This window comes from Pantoea sp. AS-PWVM4 (assembly GCF_000468095.1).
GTDB classification, from domain to species: domain Bacteria; phylum Pseudomonadota; class Gammaproteobacteria; order Enterobacterales; family Enterobacteriaceae; genus Pantoea; species Pantoea phytobeneficialis.
Genome location: NZ_ASZC01000006.1, coordinates 129,025 through 145,339 on the forward strand (window position 1 = coordinate 129,025; position 16,315 = coordinate 145,339).

The window sequence follows — 16,315 nt, forward strand, 5'->3', positions numbered from 1 at the left end:
CCTTACACCTTCTCGACGTTAACCAGAAACGCCTTAAACTCCGGCGTTTGTGTGTTGGCGTCACCGACAAACGGCGTCAGGGTATTGGCGATAAAGCCTTTTTTCGCCACGCCCTGATAACCCCAGTGAATCGGGATACCGATGGTATCCACGGTTTTGCCATCTACCTGCAACGGACGCAGACGTTTGGTGACCACCGCTTTGGCCTTGATATAGCCGCGATTCGAGCTGACTTTCACCGTGTCGCCCTGGGCGATGCCGAGCTTATTCGCCAGTACTTCACCGATCTCAACAAACTGTTCCGGTTGCGCGATGGCGTTGAGCCGTGCGTGTTTGGTCCAGAAGTGGAAATGCTCGGTGAGGCGATAGGTGGTGCCGACGTACGGGAACTGTTCGGCGTTGCCCATCGCCGCCAGATCGTCCTTGAACACGCGTGCCGCTGGATTCGACACCACATTGGGGTGCAGCGGATTGGTGCCAATCGGCGTCTCAAACGGTTCATAGTGTTCCGGGAACGGGCCTTCCTCCATTTTGTCGAGCGCGAACAGGCGGCCCATGCCATCGGGCTGCATGATAAACGGCCCGACGTTGCTGCCCGGGGCGGCGGTGCTGTAGTCCGGGATATCCATCCCGGCCCACTTGCTGCCATCCCATTTCAGCAACTGACGTTTGGCATCCCACGGGTTGCCTTGTGGATCGGCGGAGGCGCGGTTGTAGAGGATGCGACGGTTGAGCGGCCACGCCCAGCTCCAGTTCAGCGTGTTGCCAAGACCGGATGGGTCGGCGTTATCGCGTCGCGCCATCTGGTTGCCTTCCGGCGTCCAGCTCCCGGCAAAGATCCAGCAGCCGCTGCTGGTGCTGCCGTCATCTTTAAGATGCGCAAAGGTACTGAGCTGCTGGCCTTTTTTCACCAGCAGGGTGCCTTTGTCATCCATGATATCCGCCAGCGCCTTGCCGTTGCTCTCCATCGCCACCTCTTCCGACGCCGGGTTTTCTGGCGTCAGGTAGTTCCAGGTCATGTTCAGCACCGGTTCCGGCGCGGCACCGCCTTCGCGCGCATACATCTCGCGCAGCCGCAGGTAGATGCCCGCGAGGATTTCACCGTCGTTGCGCGCTTCACCCGGTCCATCCTGACCTTTCCAGTGCCACTGCAACCAGCGACCGGAATTGACGATTGAGCCATTCTCCTCGGCAAAACAGGTGGAGGGCAGGCGGAATACCTCGGTCTGAATCTGTGCCGGATCAACATCGTTAAACTCGCCGTGATGCTGCCAGAAGGTCGAGGTTTCGGTGTTGAGCGGGTCGATAGTGACGAGGAATTTCAGCTTCGACAGCGAATCAATCACTTTGCGTTTGTTGGGGAACGACGCCACCGGGTTGAAGCCCTGGCACAGGTAGCCGTTCACTTTGCCCTGCGACATCATCTCGAAGTACTGCAACACGTCGTAGCCTTTGTCCCACTTCGGCAGCCAGTCAAAGCCCCAGCTATTCTCCGCCTGCGCTTTGTCGCCAAAGAAGGCTTTCATTTGGCTCACGAAGAATTTCGGGTAGTTGCCCCAGTAGTTGACCTGACCGGGCAGCGCCGGTTTTGGCGTGTTGGCGTTGAGATAGGTTTGCAGATCGGTCTGCTTCTCCGACGGCAGCGTCATGTAGCCCGGCAGGCTTTGTGACAGCAGGCCAAGATCGGTCAGCCCCTGAATATTGGAGTGACCGCGCAGCGCATTAACGCCGCCACCTGCCATCCCCATGTTGCCAAGCAGTAGCTGAATCATCGCCATGGTGCGGATGTTCTGTGCCCCGATGGAGTGCTGGGTCCAGCCAAGGGCATACAGGAACGAGGTGGTGCGATCGCGCGCGCTGGTTTCGCCGATCAGTTCGCAGACGTGCAGGAAATCCGCTTTTGGCGTGCCGCAAATGCGTTCGACCATCTCCGGCGTATAGCGGCTGACATGCTGCTTCAGCAGGTTCCACACGCAGCGCGGATGGCTCAGGCTGTCGTCGCGTTTGGCGAAGCCGTCCTCACCCAACTCGTAGTTCCAGCTGGTTTTGTCGTATTTACGGTTGTCAGCGTCATAGCCGCTGAACAGGCCATCCTCGAAGTGAAAATCTTCGCGCACAATCAGGCTGGCGTTGGTGTACGCCTGCACATATTCATGCTGAATTTTGTCGTTTTCCATCAGCCAGCGCAGCACGCCCGACAGAAAAGCGATGTCGGAGCCGGAGCGAATTGGCGTATAGAAATCCGCCACCGATGCAGTGCGCGTAAAGCGCGGATCGATGACAATCAGTTTGGCTTTGTTGAAGATTTTGGCTTCCATCGCCCAGCGGAAACCGACCGGATGCGCTTCAGCCGCATTACCGCCCATTACCACAATCAGGTTGGCATTACGGATGTCGACCCAGTGATTGGTCATCGCACCGCGACCAAATGTTGGAGCAAGACTTGCTACCGTTGGTCCGTGTCAGACGCGTGCCTGGTTGTCGACCGCCAGCATACCGAGCGATCGGGTCATTTTCTGGGTGAGATAGCCGGTTTCATTGCTGGAAGCCGAGGCACACAGCATGCCCGTGGTCAGCCAGCGGTTGACGGTGACACCGGCGGCGTTTTGCGCCACAAAGTGGGCATCACGGTCGGCTTTCATCAACTTCGCGATACGGTCAAAAGCATCGTCCCAGCTGATGCGCTGCCATTTATCCGAACCTGGCGCGCGATATTCCGGGTAGTGCAGGCGACTGTCGCTGTGAACAAAATCCAGCAGACCTGCGCCTTTCGGGCACAACGCCCCGCGGCTGACCGGATGATCCGGATCGCCCTCAATGTGGAAGATCGTTTCTTTAGCGTTTTTTGCGCCATCGCCGAGGCTGTACATCAACAGGCCACAGCCGACGGAGCAGTAGGTGCAGGTATTACGGGTTTCGCGGGCGCGCAACAGCTTGTACTGTCGCGTTTCCGCCAGCGCCACCTCGGGGGTAAAACCGAGAAGGGCTGCCGTGGTCCCCGCCATACCGCCCGCGCAGATTTTGAAGAATTTTCTTCTGCTGACGTTCATGGGAGATAATCCTTGGTTCGACATTACTCACGTTTATTATTTTTGCGGTGCACTGGCTAAGGGTTCAAAATGACCCAACTAAAAAAGCGAGTATAGCGGCTAAATATTACCACTGCTTTTGTAAGGTTGTTGTGCGAGGCGAACAAAGTGACACAGAAAGATCAGGCTAATGTGAGTGAGATCTCAGGCGCGCGTCAGGCGCAGGTGTGGCAGCGGCGTGATATCACTCACGCGGAGCCGGACTGGCTGGCGCAGGAAGTTCCGGTGGCGTTGGTCTACAACGGCATTTCCCATGTGGTGATGATGGCGACGCCCAATGACCTGGAGGCGTTTGCCCTTGGCTTTTCGCTCTCTGAAGGCATCATCGACACGCCACAGGATATTTTTGGTCTTGATGTGGTGCCCGGCTGCAACGGCATTGAAGTGCAAATCGAACTCTCCAACCGTCGCTTTATGGCGCTGAAGGAACAACGCCGGGCGATGGCAGGCCGTACCGGCTGTGGCGTATGTGGTGTGGAGCAGCTGGATCAGATAGGCAAACCGATTACACCGCTGCCTTTTACCCAAACCTTTGCCCTTGAGCATCTCGATGCCGGATTAGCGCGTCTGCGCGACTTCCAGCCGGTGGGTGAATTGACCGGCTGCACTCACGCTGCTGCCTGGATGTCGCCGCAAGGTGAGCTGCGCGGCGGCTGTGAAGATGTGGGGCGTCATGTGGCGCTGGATAAGCTGCTGGGTTATCGCAGCAAGGCCGACTGGCAGCAGGGCGCGGTGCTGGTTTCCAGTCGCGCCAGTTATGAGATGGTGCAGAAGTCGGCGATGTGCGGCGTTGAAATTCTGTTCGCGGTGTCGGCGGCAACGCAGTTGGCGGTGGAGGTGGCGCAACGCAGCAACCTGACGCTGGTCGGTTTCAGTAAACCGGGCCGCGCCACCATCTATACCCACCCCCAGCGGTTGCGCTAAACCACCTGAACCTGCGCCAGCGCCTGTTGCAGCGCGCTGAGCGCACCGGGTTTTGCCTGACCCGCATCGCAAATCAGCAGATCAATCCCGGCAATCGGGGCGTATTGGCTACGGCTCACCACGCCCAGTTTGCTGTGATCCGCCAGCAGGATGGTGCGGCTGGCCTGCTGCACCATGGCGCGCGCAATCGCGGCTTCATGCGGGTGAAAGCTGGTGGCTCCGTGTTTGGCCTCAATGCCTACCGGTGACAACAGCGCCACATCGGCCCGATAGCGATAAATCTCGCCCACCGTTATTTCCCCGCGCGTCTGTTGTGCCCCGGCAGACATCATGCCGCCCAGCAAAATCACCTGATTATTCAGCGGCTCATGTTCTTCCGATGCGCTGAGCGCCAGCGCGGCTTGCAGGCTGTTGGTGATGATAGTCAGCCCGGACATGGTGCGCAGCTCTTCGGCCAGCAGGGTGGTGGTGGTACCAGAATCGAGGAATAACGTCTGGCCGGGTTGCAGATGTTGTGCCGCAGCCACGGCAATGGCGCGTTTCTCCTTCGCCTGTGCGCTGCGACGTACGCGTAGCGGCGCTTCCGGCTGGCTGTCGACCGCGACTAAACCACCGTGGACACGCCGTGCCACGCCCTGCGCTTCCAGCTCGATAATATCTCGCCGCGCCGTTTCCCGCGAAATGCCCAGCTCTTTGATGACGCGTTCGGTACTGACCTGATGATGTGTCGTCAGCAGCGCGCGAATGCGATGTAAACGGGTTTCCTGCAACATGACATTTCCCTGTAGCGAGTTCAGCGTGGGCCTAAGATTACCTGAGCTTCATCATTCCGTCATGTGTATTTGGTTGTATTTGTGTATTTGGTTGCATTTGTCGTAAAAACCGGCATGATATCAGCAGACGGTTATTACGCATGCACCCCTTTCACCTCGCAACGGGAGTTATCATGGCTACACGTTCCACCATCATGGATACCAACAGTTTTCGTGCTGAGCACGCCGACGGTCTGGACGCCGATACGCGCAAACTGACCGATAAACGCAGCAAAGTGCTGGGCGAGTCGTATCGCCTGTTCTACCGTAAGCCGGTGCATCTGGTGCGCGGTGAAGGGCAGTATCTGTGGGATGCCGCAGGTAACAAATATCTGGACGTGTACAACAACGTGGCGAGTATCGGTCATTGTCATCCGGCGGTGATTGAGGCGGTGAATCAGCAGATGAAGATGCTGAACACCCATACCCGTTATCTGCACGAACGTATCCTGGATTACAGCGAAGAACTGCTGGCGACCACACCGGATGCCATCGACCGTGCGATGTACATGTGTACCGGTTCTGAGGCCAATGACCTGGCGATTCGCGTGGCGCGCGCCTTTAGCGGCGGTACCGGTATTATCGTGTCGCAGGAGGCTTACCACGGCACCAGCGACCTGACGTCCGGCGCTTCTCCGGCATTGGGCACCGGTCAGCCGCTGGCACCGACGACGCGTCTGGTGCCGCCACCGGATCATTACCGCGTTAATGCGCCGGATCTGGGCGAGTGGTTTGCCAATGAAATCCAGAAGCAGATCGATGACATGAAGGCGCACGGTATCAAGTTCGCCGGTTTCCTCGCCGACTCAATTTTCTCCTCTGATGGCGTACTGCCGAACCCGCCGGGCTTCCTGCAAAAAGCGGTGGATGTGGTGCATGCCAACGGCGGTATCTTTATTGCTGACGAAGTGCAGCCGGGCTTCGCTCGTACCGGGGATGCCTTCTGGGGCTTCGCCCGTCATGGGGTGGTACCGGATGTGGTCACCACCGGCAAGCCGATGGGTAACGGAATTCCGGTCTCTGGCCTGCTGGCAAAAAGCGATGTGCTGGCAGCGTTCAGCGACGAGATCCCTTACTTCAACACCTTCGGTGGCAACCCGGTAGCGATGGCGGCCGCGCAGGCGGTGCTCAAGGTGATCAAAGAAGAGGGCTTGCAGGAACACAGCCGCGTGGTGGGGGCGAAATTGCAGGCCGAGCTGGCGAAACTGATGGCAAGGCACGAGGCGATTGGCGATGTGCGTGGTGCGGGTCTGTTTATTGGTTTTGAACTGGTCTCCGATCGCAGCAGCAAAACGCCGGATAAAGCGCTGGCACTGGATTTAATCGAGAAGCTGCGTGATCACCATGTGCTGACCTCGGTGGCTGGCCCGTACGGTAACGTATTGAAATTGCGTCCGCCGTTGGCGTTCCAGGAAAGTGATATCGACTGGCTGGTCGGTGCGCTGGATAAATCGCTGACCGAGTTGGGCCGGTAAACAGTTCCCCTTTGTAGCGGTGCGATTGATCGCGCCGCTACGCCAAATTCCTCAAATCCTTATCATTACTAAGGCATTGATAACCCTTTTCCGGATCATGAATTTAACTATAATGATCCAACTGCTTACGCGGCACGCCAGCGAGGTCGTGCTGCTCAAACACTAATGGAGAGGAAGAACATGAGTTATTCACTGCCATCCCTGCCTTACGATTACGACGCACTGGAACCGCATTTCGACAAGCAGACGATGGAAATCCATCACTCTAAACACCACCAGGCCTACGTGAACAACGCCAATGCGGCGCTGGAATCACTGAAAGGTACAGAATTCGACGGTATTCCGGTTGAAGAGCTGATCGCTAAACTGGACAAACTGCCAGCAGACAAAAAAGGCCCGCTGCGTAACAACGCCGGTGGTCACGCGAACCACAGCCTGTTCTGGAAAGGTCTGAAAATCGGCACCACCCTCCAGGGTGAACTGAAAGCTGCAATTGAGAAAGATTTCGGCAGCGTTGAAAAATTCCAGGAAGAGTTTGAGAAAGCCGCTACCACCCGTTTTGGTTCTGGCTGGGCGTGGCTGGTGAAAAAAGGTGACAAACTGGCGGTGGTTTCTACCGCTAACCAGGACAGCCCGCTGATGGGCGAAGCGATCTCTGGCGCTTCTGGCTTCCCGATCATTGGTCTGGATGTGTGGGAACACGCTTACTACCTGAAGTATCAGAACAAACGTCCTGATTACATCAAAGCATTCTGGAACGTCGTGAACTGGGACGAAGCTGCTGCGCGTTTCGCCTCTGCTAAGTAAGTCATCGCCATTCTGAATGACATCAACCGGTGGACAGGTTCCGCCGGTTTTTTTAAACCATTTCTAAACAAACCACCTATTCCCGCCAGCTAAACCCTCAGCCGCTAACTTATTAACCTGTCGTTGATAATTTGGGGCATATAGTCGCGTCAGTTTTTCTCGACGAAATAATAATTATGTCCATGATAACCACTTCTGCGGCGAATAATGATTCGTCTACATCGCTGTTTTTTCAGTTAGTCACTGGAAAGTTTGTGCCAAATAAATTGTGGCACAGCAAAAGTTTCCGGTTTAAATTTGCTTTAAGATCGCTTGTTTATCCTGTTACGACTCACCGTTACCTGAATCAACTGGCCGCGCTGCCACAGCTGCCGCAAATGTTGACGGTACAAGGCTTGCTGCCTGCCAAACTGCATCGCCCTTATCTGCGGGCTGGTTTTAGCGTGGCGCAGCGCGCCCAGGCAATTCTTGACCATTACCACCTGATGGCTGCGCTGGAAAATACCACCCTGCGTCAGTTGCTGCAAAGTCCGGGTGATAATTTGCTGGCCAGCTTTAAAGGTAAAAATGACGAATCATTCGTGATTCACTGCTGTCCGGGCCGTTTTGACCGTGAAGGCGAGATTACGCTGGAATTACGCTATGAAGAGAAATTAATCGCCTCATTGTCTTTCTCTATTTTTAATGAGAATCAACAAAGAAGCTTATTAATTGGCGGGTTGCAGGGGCCACGAAAACATATTTCTAATGATGTAATTCGTGATGCCACTAAATCTGCCCAGGGTTTATTTCCAAAACGTCTGTTGATGGAAGTGGTATTTATTCTGGCGCAACAATGCGGCGTGCAGGCGATTAGCGCGGTGGGAGATACCACCCACGTATTTCGCAGTCTGCGCTACCGACACAGCAAAGGCGACCACTTCTTTGCCAGCTACAGTGAATTCTGGCAGTCATTAGGCGGAGAAGCGCGGGCGGATGGCGTATTTACGTTGCCGTTACAGATGGCGCGTAAATCACTGGATGAGATTGCCAGCAAGAAGCGTGCGGAGTATCGCCGTCGTTATGAATTGCTGGATAATCTGGCGCAGCAGGTGTTACAGGCGGCGGGTGTGACAGAGGTACGCGACGTATCGCACGCCGCGTAAGGAATCAGAACGGCTGCTTCGCGTAGCCGGTCATCACCGTCAGACCCATTTCACGTCCCAGCGCGGTCATTGGGTGTACCACCACCAGGCCGCGCACGCTTTTCTTCAGCGCACCCATATTCGCCTGCTCTTTTTTGGTGATCTCACGGCTGAACGGCAGCTTTTGCAGCTGTTGCGCCTCTTTACTCAGCTTCTCGTCACGCACATTGCGCAGACGTTCAATCTCCACCACCAGTGCCTCTTTCTCTTTCAGCAGTACGCCGAGTTTTTCGGCATCACCGGCTTCCAGCAGCTGGGGTTCTTTACGGTTCAGGGCATCCAGCTGATCGCTCAGGCGTTTGATCTCAGCTTTTTCTTGTTCTTTCATCGGGGAAACTCGTTAAGGAAAACAGGGAAAGGATACACCAAATCAGCACGGCTGTGCACCGCGCTGACTGTGCGCGATTTATCGCGCAAGGTTTTGGCTCAGACGGCGGGCTTTTTAAATGCCTGCTTGTGAGAAATGCGGGAAATCAGTTCAGTGAGCGACAGTACCATCGTCGAACGTACCATCTGCAAATAACGCTGTTGTTGCATGGCGCGCAGTTCGTCGTCGTCACGGGTAAAGTCGGGTTTTGGCGGCCAGGCGGCGACGCAGTGCAACTCGCTAAAAGGGCCGAGAATCTCATCGTCGGTGAACCGGTACTCAAAGGTGTCGTGGTTCAACTCTTCACGCAGTGCCAGCAACAGCTCACAATCTTCATATTCATGGCGATTGATCACGCCAAGACCGTAGATCAGTTTCAGCCGAACCGACATCTCGCCGAGCGGGCCGTTGCCCAGCAGCAACGGCTCCACGGCGTATTTGACGGCGTAATCATCCTTACGGAAAACCTGCAAAACCAGCAGGTTAACCGCTTCGGTCAACAGCTCAACGGCGGCGATCAGGAAGCTTCTCACCGAACGACCGGCGTTCAGGCGCTCAAGCACCCGGTTTTCAAAAGCTTGCTTCTCTTCCATTATTGCCTGCATCGTTCAGCTACCGCCGTCTGGCGTGATGAGTCTAAGTGGCGCGCATTATGCCATAGCGTTGTAAGCGCTCACCACTGAGGTGACTACTTCGCTGTTGGCATCCAGCCCGGAGATCTGCGCCAGCGTGGCCTGTGGGCCTTTTTCCGCCAACAGGGCTTCCAGCTCCTGCGCTTGCGGGTCCTGCGCGCTGCGATAATGCATCGCGGCGGCAATGCCCTGCACCAGGTTGGCGTGTGGCAACTGATATTCCAGCGTGCCCAGCGTCGGTTTGATCAGGCGATCGCCCGCGCTCAGCTTACGCAGCGGCTGACGACCCACGCGCTCCACGTCATCTTTCAGATATGGGTTCTCAAAACGGCTGAGGATTTTCTGAATATAGGCGGCATGTTTATCTGCCTCGAAACCGTAACGTTTGATCAGCACTGCGCCGCTCTCTTCCATCGCACCCTGCACCACGGTACGGATTTTCTGGTCAAGAATGGCATCGCGAATGGTGGCGTGACCGGCCAGTTGGCCGAGATAGGCGGTGATGGCGTGGCCGGTGTTGAGGGTAAACAGCTTACGCTCGACAAACGCCATCAGGTTATCGGTCAGTTCCATGCCTGGGATGTTCGGCAACTCGCCTTTGAACTGGGTTTTATCGACGATCCACTCGCTAAAGGTTTCAACGGTGACTTCCAGCGGGTCGTTGCTGCCTGCTTCTGACGGCGGCACGATACGGTCCACTGCGGAATCAACAAAGCCGACGTGCGCTTCAACCCAGGCGTGATATTGCTCTGGCAGTGCTTTCAGGACGTGTTGTTTGAGCTGGCTGGTGCCACGCACCATGTTTTCACAGGCAATAATGTTCAGTGGACGGACATTACCGTTATCGCGGCGGTTGGCCAGACCTTTGGCAACGCCACCGGCGATGCGCTCCAGAATCTGCGGGCCAACCGCCGTGGTAACGATATCAACCTCAGCAATCAGCGTGACGATAGCGTCGCTGGTGCTGTTCACCGCGCTGACGCCTTTAACAATCTCAACTTTCGCCTGCTCGCCAACCACATGAACCGGATACTCATGACGGGCGTTAAGGGCATCAAGAACCACCTGATTCACATCCGCAAATACCAGTTCGATACCGGCATCAGCCAGCAGCTTACCGATAAAACCACGGCCGATGTTACCTGCTCCAAAATGTAACGCTTTCATAATTTGACCCATATCAAATGACGATGGGGCGGGCATGTCCGCCCCGGAAAGTGGGGACGGGCATACCCGCCCCAGGGATTTAACGATTTGTTCAGGCGGTGGTTTTGCTACCAGACAGCAAATCCAGCACGTCTTGCACGTTGGTGGTGTTCGCCAGCTTCTCAATCACGCTTTCGTCGTCCAGCGCGTTAGTCAGGCTGGTGATGACCTGGATGTGTTCGTTATTGCGCGCAGCAATACCGATCACCAGGCGAGCCACTTCGTCAGACTCTTCACCGAACTGCACGCCCGCCGGATACTGGCAGAACACCACGCCAGTTTTCAACACGCGATCTTTAGCTTCCACCGTGCCGTGCGGTACGGCAATCGACTCACCGAGGTAAGTCGGGGTCAGCTTTTCACGCTCCAGCATCGCATCCACGTATTCCGGCTGCACGTAGCCGCCTTTTACCAGTTGCTCACCGGCAAAGCGAATCGCCTGCTCTTTGTTGCTGGCGCTCAGGCCGAGGAACACGTTGTTTGCACCCAGTTTGAACAGATGCGCGTTACCGGCATCGAAGCTGTCAGCCAGCGTGGTCTGCACGGTTTCGCGATGGGCTTCGCTACGATTGGCCGCCACCAGACGCTCGGTCAAATTGGTGTACAAGGCACTGTCGAGGAAGTTGTTCAGCGAAATATGCTGGGCCTGCGGTGCCTGACGCATCGCACGCTCGGTCAGATCGCGGTGGGTAATCACCAGGTCCACGTCACCCGGCAGGGCGTTAATGGCGCTGTTGGTCACCGAAATGTTGCTCAGACCGGCATCCTGCACTTTCTTACGCAGTACGCCTGCACCCATTGCACTGGAACCCATACCGGCATCACAAGCCACGATGATTTTACGTACGTGGTTCAGGTCAACGCTCATCGCATCACCGGCAACCGGCGCACCTGCAACGCTCTGGCCTTTAGACTGGGCTTTCATGTCCTGCATACGTTTGGTGGCGGCTTCGATGTCGTCTTCATCTTTTACTTTGCTGGTTTTCAGCAGGATAGAAGAGATGACAAAGGAGACGGCGAACGCAGCGATAATCGCGGTCACGTTAGCAAAGTAAGTGCCTTTTGGCGTCATCGCCAGCACTGCCAGGATGGAACCCGGAGAAGCCGGAGAAACCAGGCCGCCGTGCAGTACGGTCAGGGTGAACACGCCAGTCATACCACCGAGGATTACCGCCAGCAGCAGACGCGGTGCCATCAGTACGTACGGGAAATAAATTTCGTGGATACCACCCAGGAAGTGGATGATGGCAGCACCACCGGCTGATTGTTTGGCGCTACCGCGACCAAAAATCATATACGCCACCAGTACGCCCATACCCGGACCTGGGTTGGCTTCGATCAGGAAGAAGATCGATTTGCCCACTTCGCTCGCCTGCTGGATACCCAGCGGAGAGAAGATACCGTGGTTGATGGCGTTGTTGAGGAACAGGATTTTCGCCGGTTCAACAAAGATGGAGGTCAACGGCAGCAGGTTATTCTGCACCATCAGGTTTACGCCTGCGGCGAGAATATGGGACAGACCTTCCACCAACGGACCGATACCGATAAACGCCAGCAGCGCCAGCAGCATACCGATGATGCCGGCGGAGAAGTTGTTCACCAGCATCTCGAAGCCGCTTTTGATCTTGCCATCAACGGCACGGTCAAAGTGTTTGATCGCCCAGCCGCCCAGCGGACCGGCAATCATGGAGCCGAGGAACATCGGCATATCCGCACCGACAATCACACCCATAGTGGTGATTGCGCCGACCACGCCACCACGATCGCCACCCACCAGACGACCACCGGTGAAACCGATCAACAGCGGCAGCAGGTAGGTAATCATCGGGCCAACGAGTTTCGCCAGCGTCGCGTTTGGAATCCATCCGGTTGGAATGAACAGTGCAGTGATGATACCCCAGGCGATAAACGCACCGATGTTAGGCATCACCATGTTACTCAGAAAGCGACCAAAGCTCTGAACTTTGACCTTCACTGATGAGGACATAAACCCACCCCTTATTGAGACGCGCTGCAATAAGAGAGCGCGTTTGTTTTTGTTAAGACGTTACGGCGGGGGCCGTGGCATTACTGTATGCAGGCGGACTCTAGCACTAGTTTATGACGCTGCGTAGAGCGTGGGTAAAGTGTGATATAGATCACGCTAAGTTGGGGTGAGAAGGGTGCTATTAGGTGATATTGATCACAAAAATGCCGTGTAAGAAAAGTACGATGCTGAATATTTAGACAAATCAGCGGGCTAAATGTGACATTTATCACTTTTTTACTTATGGGGTTTGTTTCATAAATGTGATGAGGATCACAAACAATATTTGGTCGAAAATGCGCCAGATCACACTCTGCCGCAGCAGGAAGAATCAGAAAAGCGGAATGTAAGGAAGTGACAAAAGTCTGAAAAGCGGGTAATCCATGATTACCCGCCTGAAGAATTACTGAAAACCGCTTTGAACAGTATTCTGCGCCTGGGTCAGAGCCTGGGCATTGCTGGAGAGGGTGCTCATCAGCGTGTTGTATTGGGTGGCCTGATCCTGGGTCGGGAATTGCACGCCGCCATCATTGAAAGTCACGCGTGTACCCTGCGATTGCAGGTAATCACCGGTCTGTACCGCCGCCTGGCTCAGCGCCTGCAACTGTGGCAGCAACGGGATCAGGGTGCTGGCCGGTTGGGTGACCACTTTGGTATAGACGCTGTCATACACTTTTTTCAGGTCATCTGGCTGTTTCAGCGCAGCATGGCTGCTGTCGGCCTGCATTTTGGCGCTCTGAATTTGCTGTGTTAGCACGCTCAGATTGCCGCTGGCCTGGCGCAGCGTGTCACGACGCGTCAGGTAATCCTGCGGTACGCGAATGGCCGCCAACTCATCGACCACCGGACGCATGCCCTGTTCAACCGCCTGATTCACCTGCTGCGAGAAACCATAAAGAATGGCGTAATCACTCGCGTAGTTGCCGAACGTTTGCTTCTGGTTTTCGCTCAGGCTGGGCAGATGCTCGCCGCTGCGCATGACCGTGTTCTGGAGAAAATCAGTAAAGGCTTTACGCTGATCGCCCTCTTTGTCGCCACAGGCGGTAAGTTGCAGCACTGCGAGCAGCGTGACGACCAGCATGCCGCTACGCATCCAGATGCGGGAAATTCCTGACGCCATATTCAACTCCTGTAAGTCACCTAATGGCAGATTTCAATTCGATGGGAAAGGTCCTAAAGGATAGAACAATGGCCTGGTGCGCACAACGGCGGGGTGAGGTAAAAACTGCGCGATAAATCGCGCCGCGACGCTTCAGTGCACGTCGCGGCGCAATTTATTGCGCGGGGAATCACTGGCTGGCGTCAATACACCAATGCTTGTCCATCTTTGCGGCTTTCAGTGGCAGCGATATAGAACCCTTGCGGGTCGCGTACAATCGCCTGGGCACCGCCGAAGTTGTAGCCCTGAAGCGGGTCCTCCACCACAATCTGATGACCCATGCCACGTAGCGCCGCAATCGCATTACGATCCATCCCGGCTTCAACCACCACTTCGCGCCCCTGTACCACGCGCCAACGCGGGGCATCAATTGCCGCCTGCGGGTTCTGTTTATGCAGCATGATGCGTAGCGCCATTTGCAAATGGCCCTGCGCCTGCATCGGACCGCCCATCACGCCAAACGACATCAGCGGCTGGCCGTCACCGTCCAGCGCAAATGCCGGAATGATGGTATGGAACGGACGTTTGCCCCCGGCCACCACATTGGGGTGATCTGGATCGAGCGAGAAGCCTGCGCCACGGTTTTGCAGGCTGATGCCGGTGCCGGGGACCACAACGCCAGAACCGAAGCCCATAAAGTTAGACTGAATAAAGGACACCATCATGCCGCTGGCATCGGCGGTGGAGAGATACACCGTGCCGCTCTGCTGTGGTGAGCCGTAGGTAAAATCAGAGGCGCGCTCCAGGTCAATCAAGGCGGCACGCTGCTTCAGGTAGTCGTCGCTCAGCAACAACTCCGCCGGGAACTCCAGATGGTCCTCATCGGCGACGTAACGTTCGAGGTCAGCCAGCGCCAGCTTCATCGCTTCAATTGACAGATGCAGCCACGGCACGCTGTCCGGCGTGTAACGACCAATATCACAATGCTCCAGAATGCCGAGGGCGATCAGCGTGGCGATGCCCTGGCCGTTGGGCGGCAGTTCCTGCACCGATCCCCCGGCGAAGGGCTGCGACAGCAGCGTCACCCAATCTGCACGATGTTGGTTGAGGTCTTCCAGCGTCAGCGCCGCGCCATGCTCGGCAGCGAAGGCGGCCATTTGCTGCGCCAGCTCCCCGCGATAGAAGGCTTCACCCTGGGTTTCAGCAATTTTTTGCAGGGTGGCAGCCTGTGCCGGATTGCGGAACACTTCTCCGGCACGCGGCGGGCGGCCATCCGGCGCAAAGCAGGCGCTGAAGCCGGGTTGACCTTTCAGTTTGTTGTAGCCGCGCTGCCACAGTTGACCAATCAGCGGCGAAACCGGAAAGCCATCGCGCGCGTATTCAATCGCCGGTTGAGCGAGGGTGGTGAGTGGCAGGGTGCCGAAGCGTTCCGCCAGCGCGACCCAGGCCGAGACTGCGCCCGGAACGGTGACGGCTTCCCAGCCAATTTCCGGCATAGTTTTTTGCCCGGCGAAGCGTTCCGGGTTCCATGCCGCCGGGGCGCGACCAGAGGCATTCAGGCCGTGCAGCGCTTTGCCGTCCCAGATAATGGCAAAGGCATCGCTGCCAATGCCGTTGCCGGTAGGTTCCAGCACCGTCAGCGCCATAGCGGTGGCAACCGCGGCATCTACGGCGTTACCGCCCAATTGCAACATACGGATACCGGCCTGCGCCGCCAGCGGCTGCGAGGTGGCGACCGCATTGCGTCCCATCATCGGAGCACGGTGTGAGGCGTAGCTAACGTTAAAATCCAGTTCACTCATAACCTTTCCTTAATGTGAGTCATTGCGCGGATCGAGCGCGTCGCGCAGTCCGTCACCCAGCAAGTTGAAGCCCTGCACGGTGAGAAAAATGGCCAGACCGGGGAAGATCGACATCCACGGAGCCTGTTCCAGATAGCCTTTGGCGGTGTTCAGCATCGCGCCCCACGAGGGCGATGGCGGTTGCTGGCCCAGACCGAGAAACGACAGGCTGGCTTCGGTGATAATTGCCGAAGCAATCGCCAGCGTGGCCTGCACCAGAATCGGCGACAGCACATTCGGCAGCACGTAGCGCAGGATGATCCAGCGATCCGGCAGGCCGATGGCGCGTGCGCCGTCGATATACTCTTCATGGCGAATGGCAATCACCTGGCCGCGCGTCAGGCGGGCGAAAATCGGCATCGCCGACAGGCCAATCGCGATCATCGCGTTGGACAGGCTCGGACCGAGGAACGCGCCGAGCGCAATCGCCAGAATCAGAAACGGGCAGGCGAGCAGCGCTTCGATAAAGCGCGAGATAATGCCGTCACACCAGCCCTGCCAGTATCCGGCGATCAGTCCAAGCGGGACGCCAATCAGAATGGCGATCAGCACCGAGATGCAGCCCGCCAGCAGCGAAGTACGTGCGCCCCAAATCAGCCGCGACAAAATATCGCGTCCCAGTTCGTCGGTGCCGAACCAGTGCAGCACCGAGGGCGCTTTGCGCACCGCGAGAAAGTTGGCTTTGATCGGATCGGCAGGGGCCAGCCAGGGGGCCAGCAACGCCACCGCGACAAACAGCACCACAATCACCGCGCCGATCAGCGCGCTTTTATTACGCAGAAACTTCTTCAGCACCCGGCGATTCGGCTTTGCTACGGCAGGCACAGCGCCAGCGGTTAAGACCTCGCTCATG

At 56.6% G+C, this 16,315-nt stretch carries 13 protein-coding genes; 4 read left to right on the forward strand and 9 right to left on the reverse strand.

Annotated elements, in window-relative coordinates:
- Positions 1 to 2: 2 nt before the first annotated feature.
- Positions 3 to 3,050 (reverse strand): formate dehydrogenase-N subunit alpha, encoded by a 3,048-nt coding sequence (fdnG, locus tag L579_RS07830; protein WP_081692768.1) that lies wholly within the window; start codon positions 3,048 to 3,050, stop codon positions 3 to 5.
- 147 nt (positions 3,051 to 3,197) lie between these two features.
- Between fdnG and fdhD the strand changes: the two genes are divergently transcribed.
- Positions 3,198 to 4,013, forward strand: coding sequence for a formate dehydrogenase accessory sulfurtransferase FdhD (gene fdhD, locus L579_RS07840; RefSeq protein WP_021183717.1), 816 nt, complete (start codon positions 3,198 to 3,200; stop codon positions 4,011 to 4,013).
- On the opposite strand, the gene L579_RS07845 is transcribed toward fdhD, so the two are convergent.
- On the reverse strand, positions 4,010 to 4,786 hold the full coding sequence (locus L579_RS07845) for a DeoR/GlpR family DNA-binding transcription regulator (RefSeq protein ID WP_021183718.1): 777 nt from the start codon (positions 4,784 to 4,786) through the stop codon (positions 4,010 to 4,012). The genes fdhD and L579_RS07845 overlap by 4 nt on opposite strands.
- A 173-nt stretch (positions 4,787 to 4,959) precedes the next feature.
- Here L579_RS07845 and L579_RS07850 point away from each other — a divergent pair, with 173 nt between their 5' ends.
- From L579_RS07850 to L579_RS07860, 3 genes are all read left to right on the forward strand, one after another.
- Positions 4,960 to 6,300: an aspartate aminotransferase family protein gene (locus tag L579_RS07850; RefSeq protein WP_021183719.1), complete on the forward strand. Its 1,341-nt coding sequence runs from the start codon at positions 4,960 to 4,962 to the stop codon at positions 6,298 to 6,300.
- Positions 6,301 to 6,480: 180 nt separating this feature from the next.
- Entirely contained in the window at positions 6,481 to 7,107 is a 627-nt protein-coding gene (gene sodA / locus L579_RS07855; RefSeq protein ID WP_021183720.1) for a superoxide dismutase [Mn], read from the forward strand.
- Positions 7,108 to 7,283: 176 nt separating this feature from the next.
- Entirely contained in the window at positions 7,284 to 8,252 is a 969-nt protein-coding gene (locus tag L579_RS07860) for a VirK/YbjX family protein (protein ID WP_021183721.1), read from the forward strand.
- A gap of 4 nt (positions 8,253 to 8,256) precedes the next feature.
- On the opposite strand, the gene L579_RS07865 is transcribed toward L579_RS07860, so the two are convergent.
- The 7 genes from L579_RS07865 to L579_RS07895 all read right to left on the reverse strand — a co-directional run bounded on the left by L579_RS07865 (position 8,257) and on the right by L579_RS07895 (position 16,314).
- Entirely contained in the window at positions 8,257 to 8,619 is a 363-nt protein-coding gene (locus L579_RS07865; RefSeq protein WP_021183722.1) for a YibL family ribosome-associated protein, read from the reverse strand.
- Positions 8,620 to 8,717: 98 nt separating this feature from the next.
- Entirely contained in the window at positions 8,718 to 9,263 is a 546-nt protein-coding gene (mtlR, locus tag L579_RS07870; protein WP_021183723.1) for a mannitol operon repressor MtlR, read from the reverse strand.
- Positions 9,264 to 9,308: 45 nt separating this feature from the next.
- Positions 9,309 to 10,457 carry a mannitol-1-phosphate 5-dehydrogenase gene (gene mtlD / locus L579_RS07875; protein WP_021183724.1) on the reverse strand — a complete coding sequence of 383 codons (1,149 nt, stop codon included), beginning with the start codon at positions 10,455 to 10,457 and terminating at the stop codon, positions 9,309 to 9,311.
- A 91-nt stretch (positions 10,458 to 10,548) separates the two neighbouring features.
- Positions 10,549 to 12,483 (reverse strand): PTS mannitol transporter subunit IICBA, encoded by a 1,935-nt coding sequence (locus tag L579_RS07880; protein WP_021183725.1) that lies wholly within the window; start codon positions 12,481 to 12,483, stop codon positions 10,549 to 10,551.
- A 442-nt stretch (positions 12,484 to 12,925) separates the two neighbouring features.
- A complete protein-coding gene (locus L579_RS07885; protein WP_021183726.1) occupies positions 12,926 to 13,642 on the reverse strand; it encodes a DUF3053 domain-containing protein in 717 nt (238 codons plus the stop codon).
- 182 nt (positions 13,643 to 13,824) lie between these two features.
- Positions 13,825 to 15,423, reverse strand: a complete 1,599-nt coding sequence (locus L579_RS07890) for a gamma-glutamyltransferase family protein (protein ID WP_021183727.1) — start codon at positions 15,421 to 15,423, stop codon at positions 13,825 to 13,827.
- Positions 15,424 to 15,432: 9 nt separating this feature from the next.
- Positions 15,433 to 16,314: an ABC transporter permease gene (locus L579_RS07895; protein ID WP_021183728.1), complete on the reverse strand. Its 882-nt coding sequence runs from the start codon at positions 16,312 to 16,314 to the stop codon at positions 15,433 to 15,435.
- Position 16,315 lies beyond the last annotated feature (1 nt).

Coding starts and splice junctions, on each gene's coding strand:
- L579_RS07845 (WP_021183718.1), bottom strand. CDS start 4,786: ATGTTGCAGGAAACCCGTTTACATCGCATTCGCGCGCTGCTGACGACA.
- L579_RS07850 (WP_021183719.1), top strand. CDS start 4,960: ATGGCTACACGTTCCACCATCATGGATACCAACAGTTTTCGTGCTGAG.
- sodA (WP_021183720.1), top strand. CDS start 6,481: ATGAGTTATTCACTGCCATCCCTGCCTTACGATTACGACGCACTGGAA.
- L579_RS07860 (WP_021183721.1), top strand. CDS start 7,284: ATGTCCATGATAACCACTTCTGCGGCGAATAATGATTCGTCTACATCG.
- L579_RS07865 (WP_021183722.1), bottom strand. CDS start 8,619: ATGAAAGAACAAGAAAAAGCTGAGATCAAACGCCTGAGCGATCAGCTG.
- mtlR (WP_021183723.1), bottom strand. CDS start 9,263: ATGCAGGCAATAATGGAAGAGAAGCAAGCTTTTGAAAACCGGGTGCTT.
- mtlD (WP_021183724.1), bottom strand. CDS start 10,457: ATGAAAGCGTTACATTTTGGAGCAGGTAACATCGGCCGTGGTTTTATC.
- L579_RS07880 (WP_021183725.1), bottom strand. CDS start 12,483: ATGTCCTCATCAGTGAAGGTCAAAGTTCAGAGCTTTGGTCGCTTTCTG.
- L579_RS07885 (WP_021183726.1), bottom strand. CDS start 13,642: ATGGCGTCAGGAATTTCCCGCATCTGGATGCGTAGCGGCATGCTGGTC.
- L579_RS07890 (WP_021183727.1), bottom strand. CDS start 15,423: ATGAGTGAACTGGATTTTAACGTTAGCTACGCCTCACACCGTGCTCCG.
- L579_RS07895 (WP_021183728.1), bottom strand. CDS start 16,314: ATGAGCGAGGTCTTAACCGCTGGCGCTGTGCCTGCCGTAGCAAAGCCG.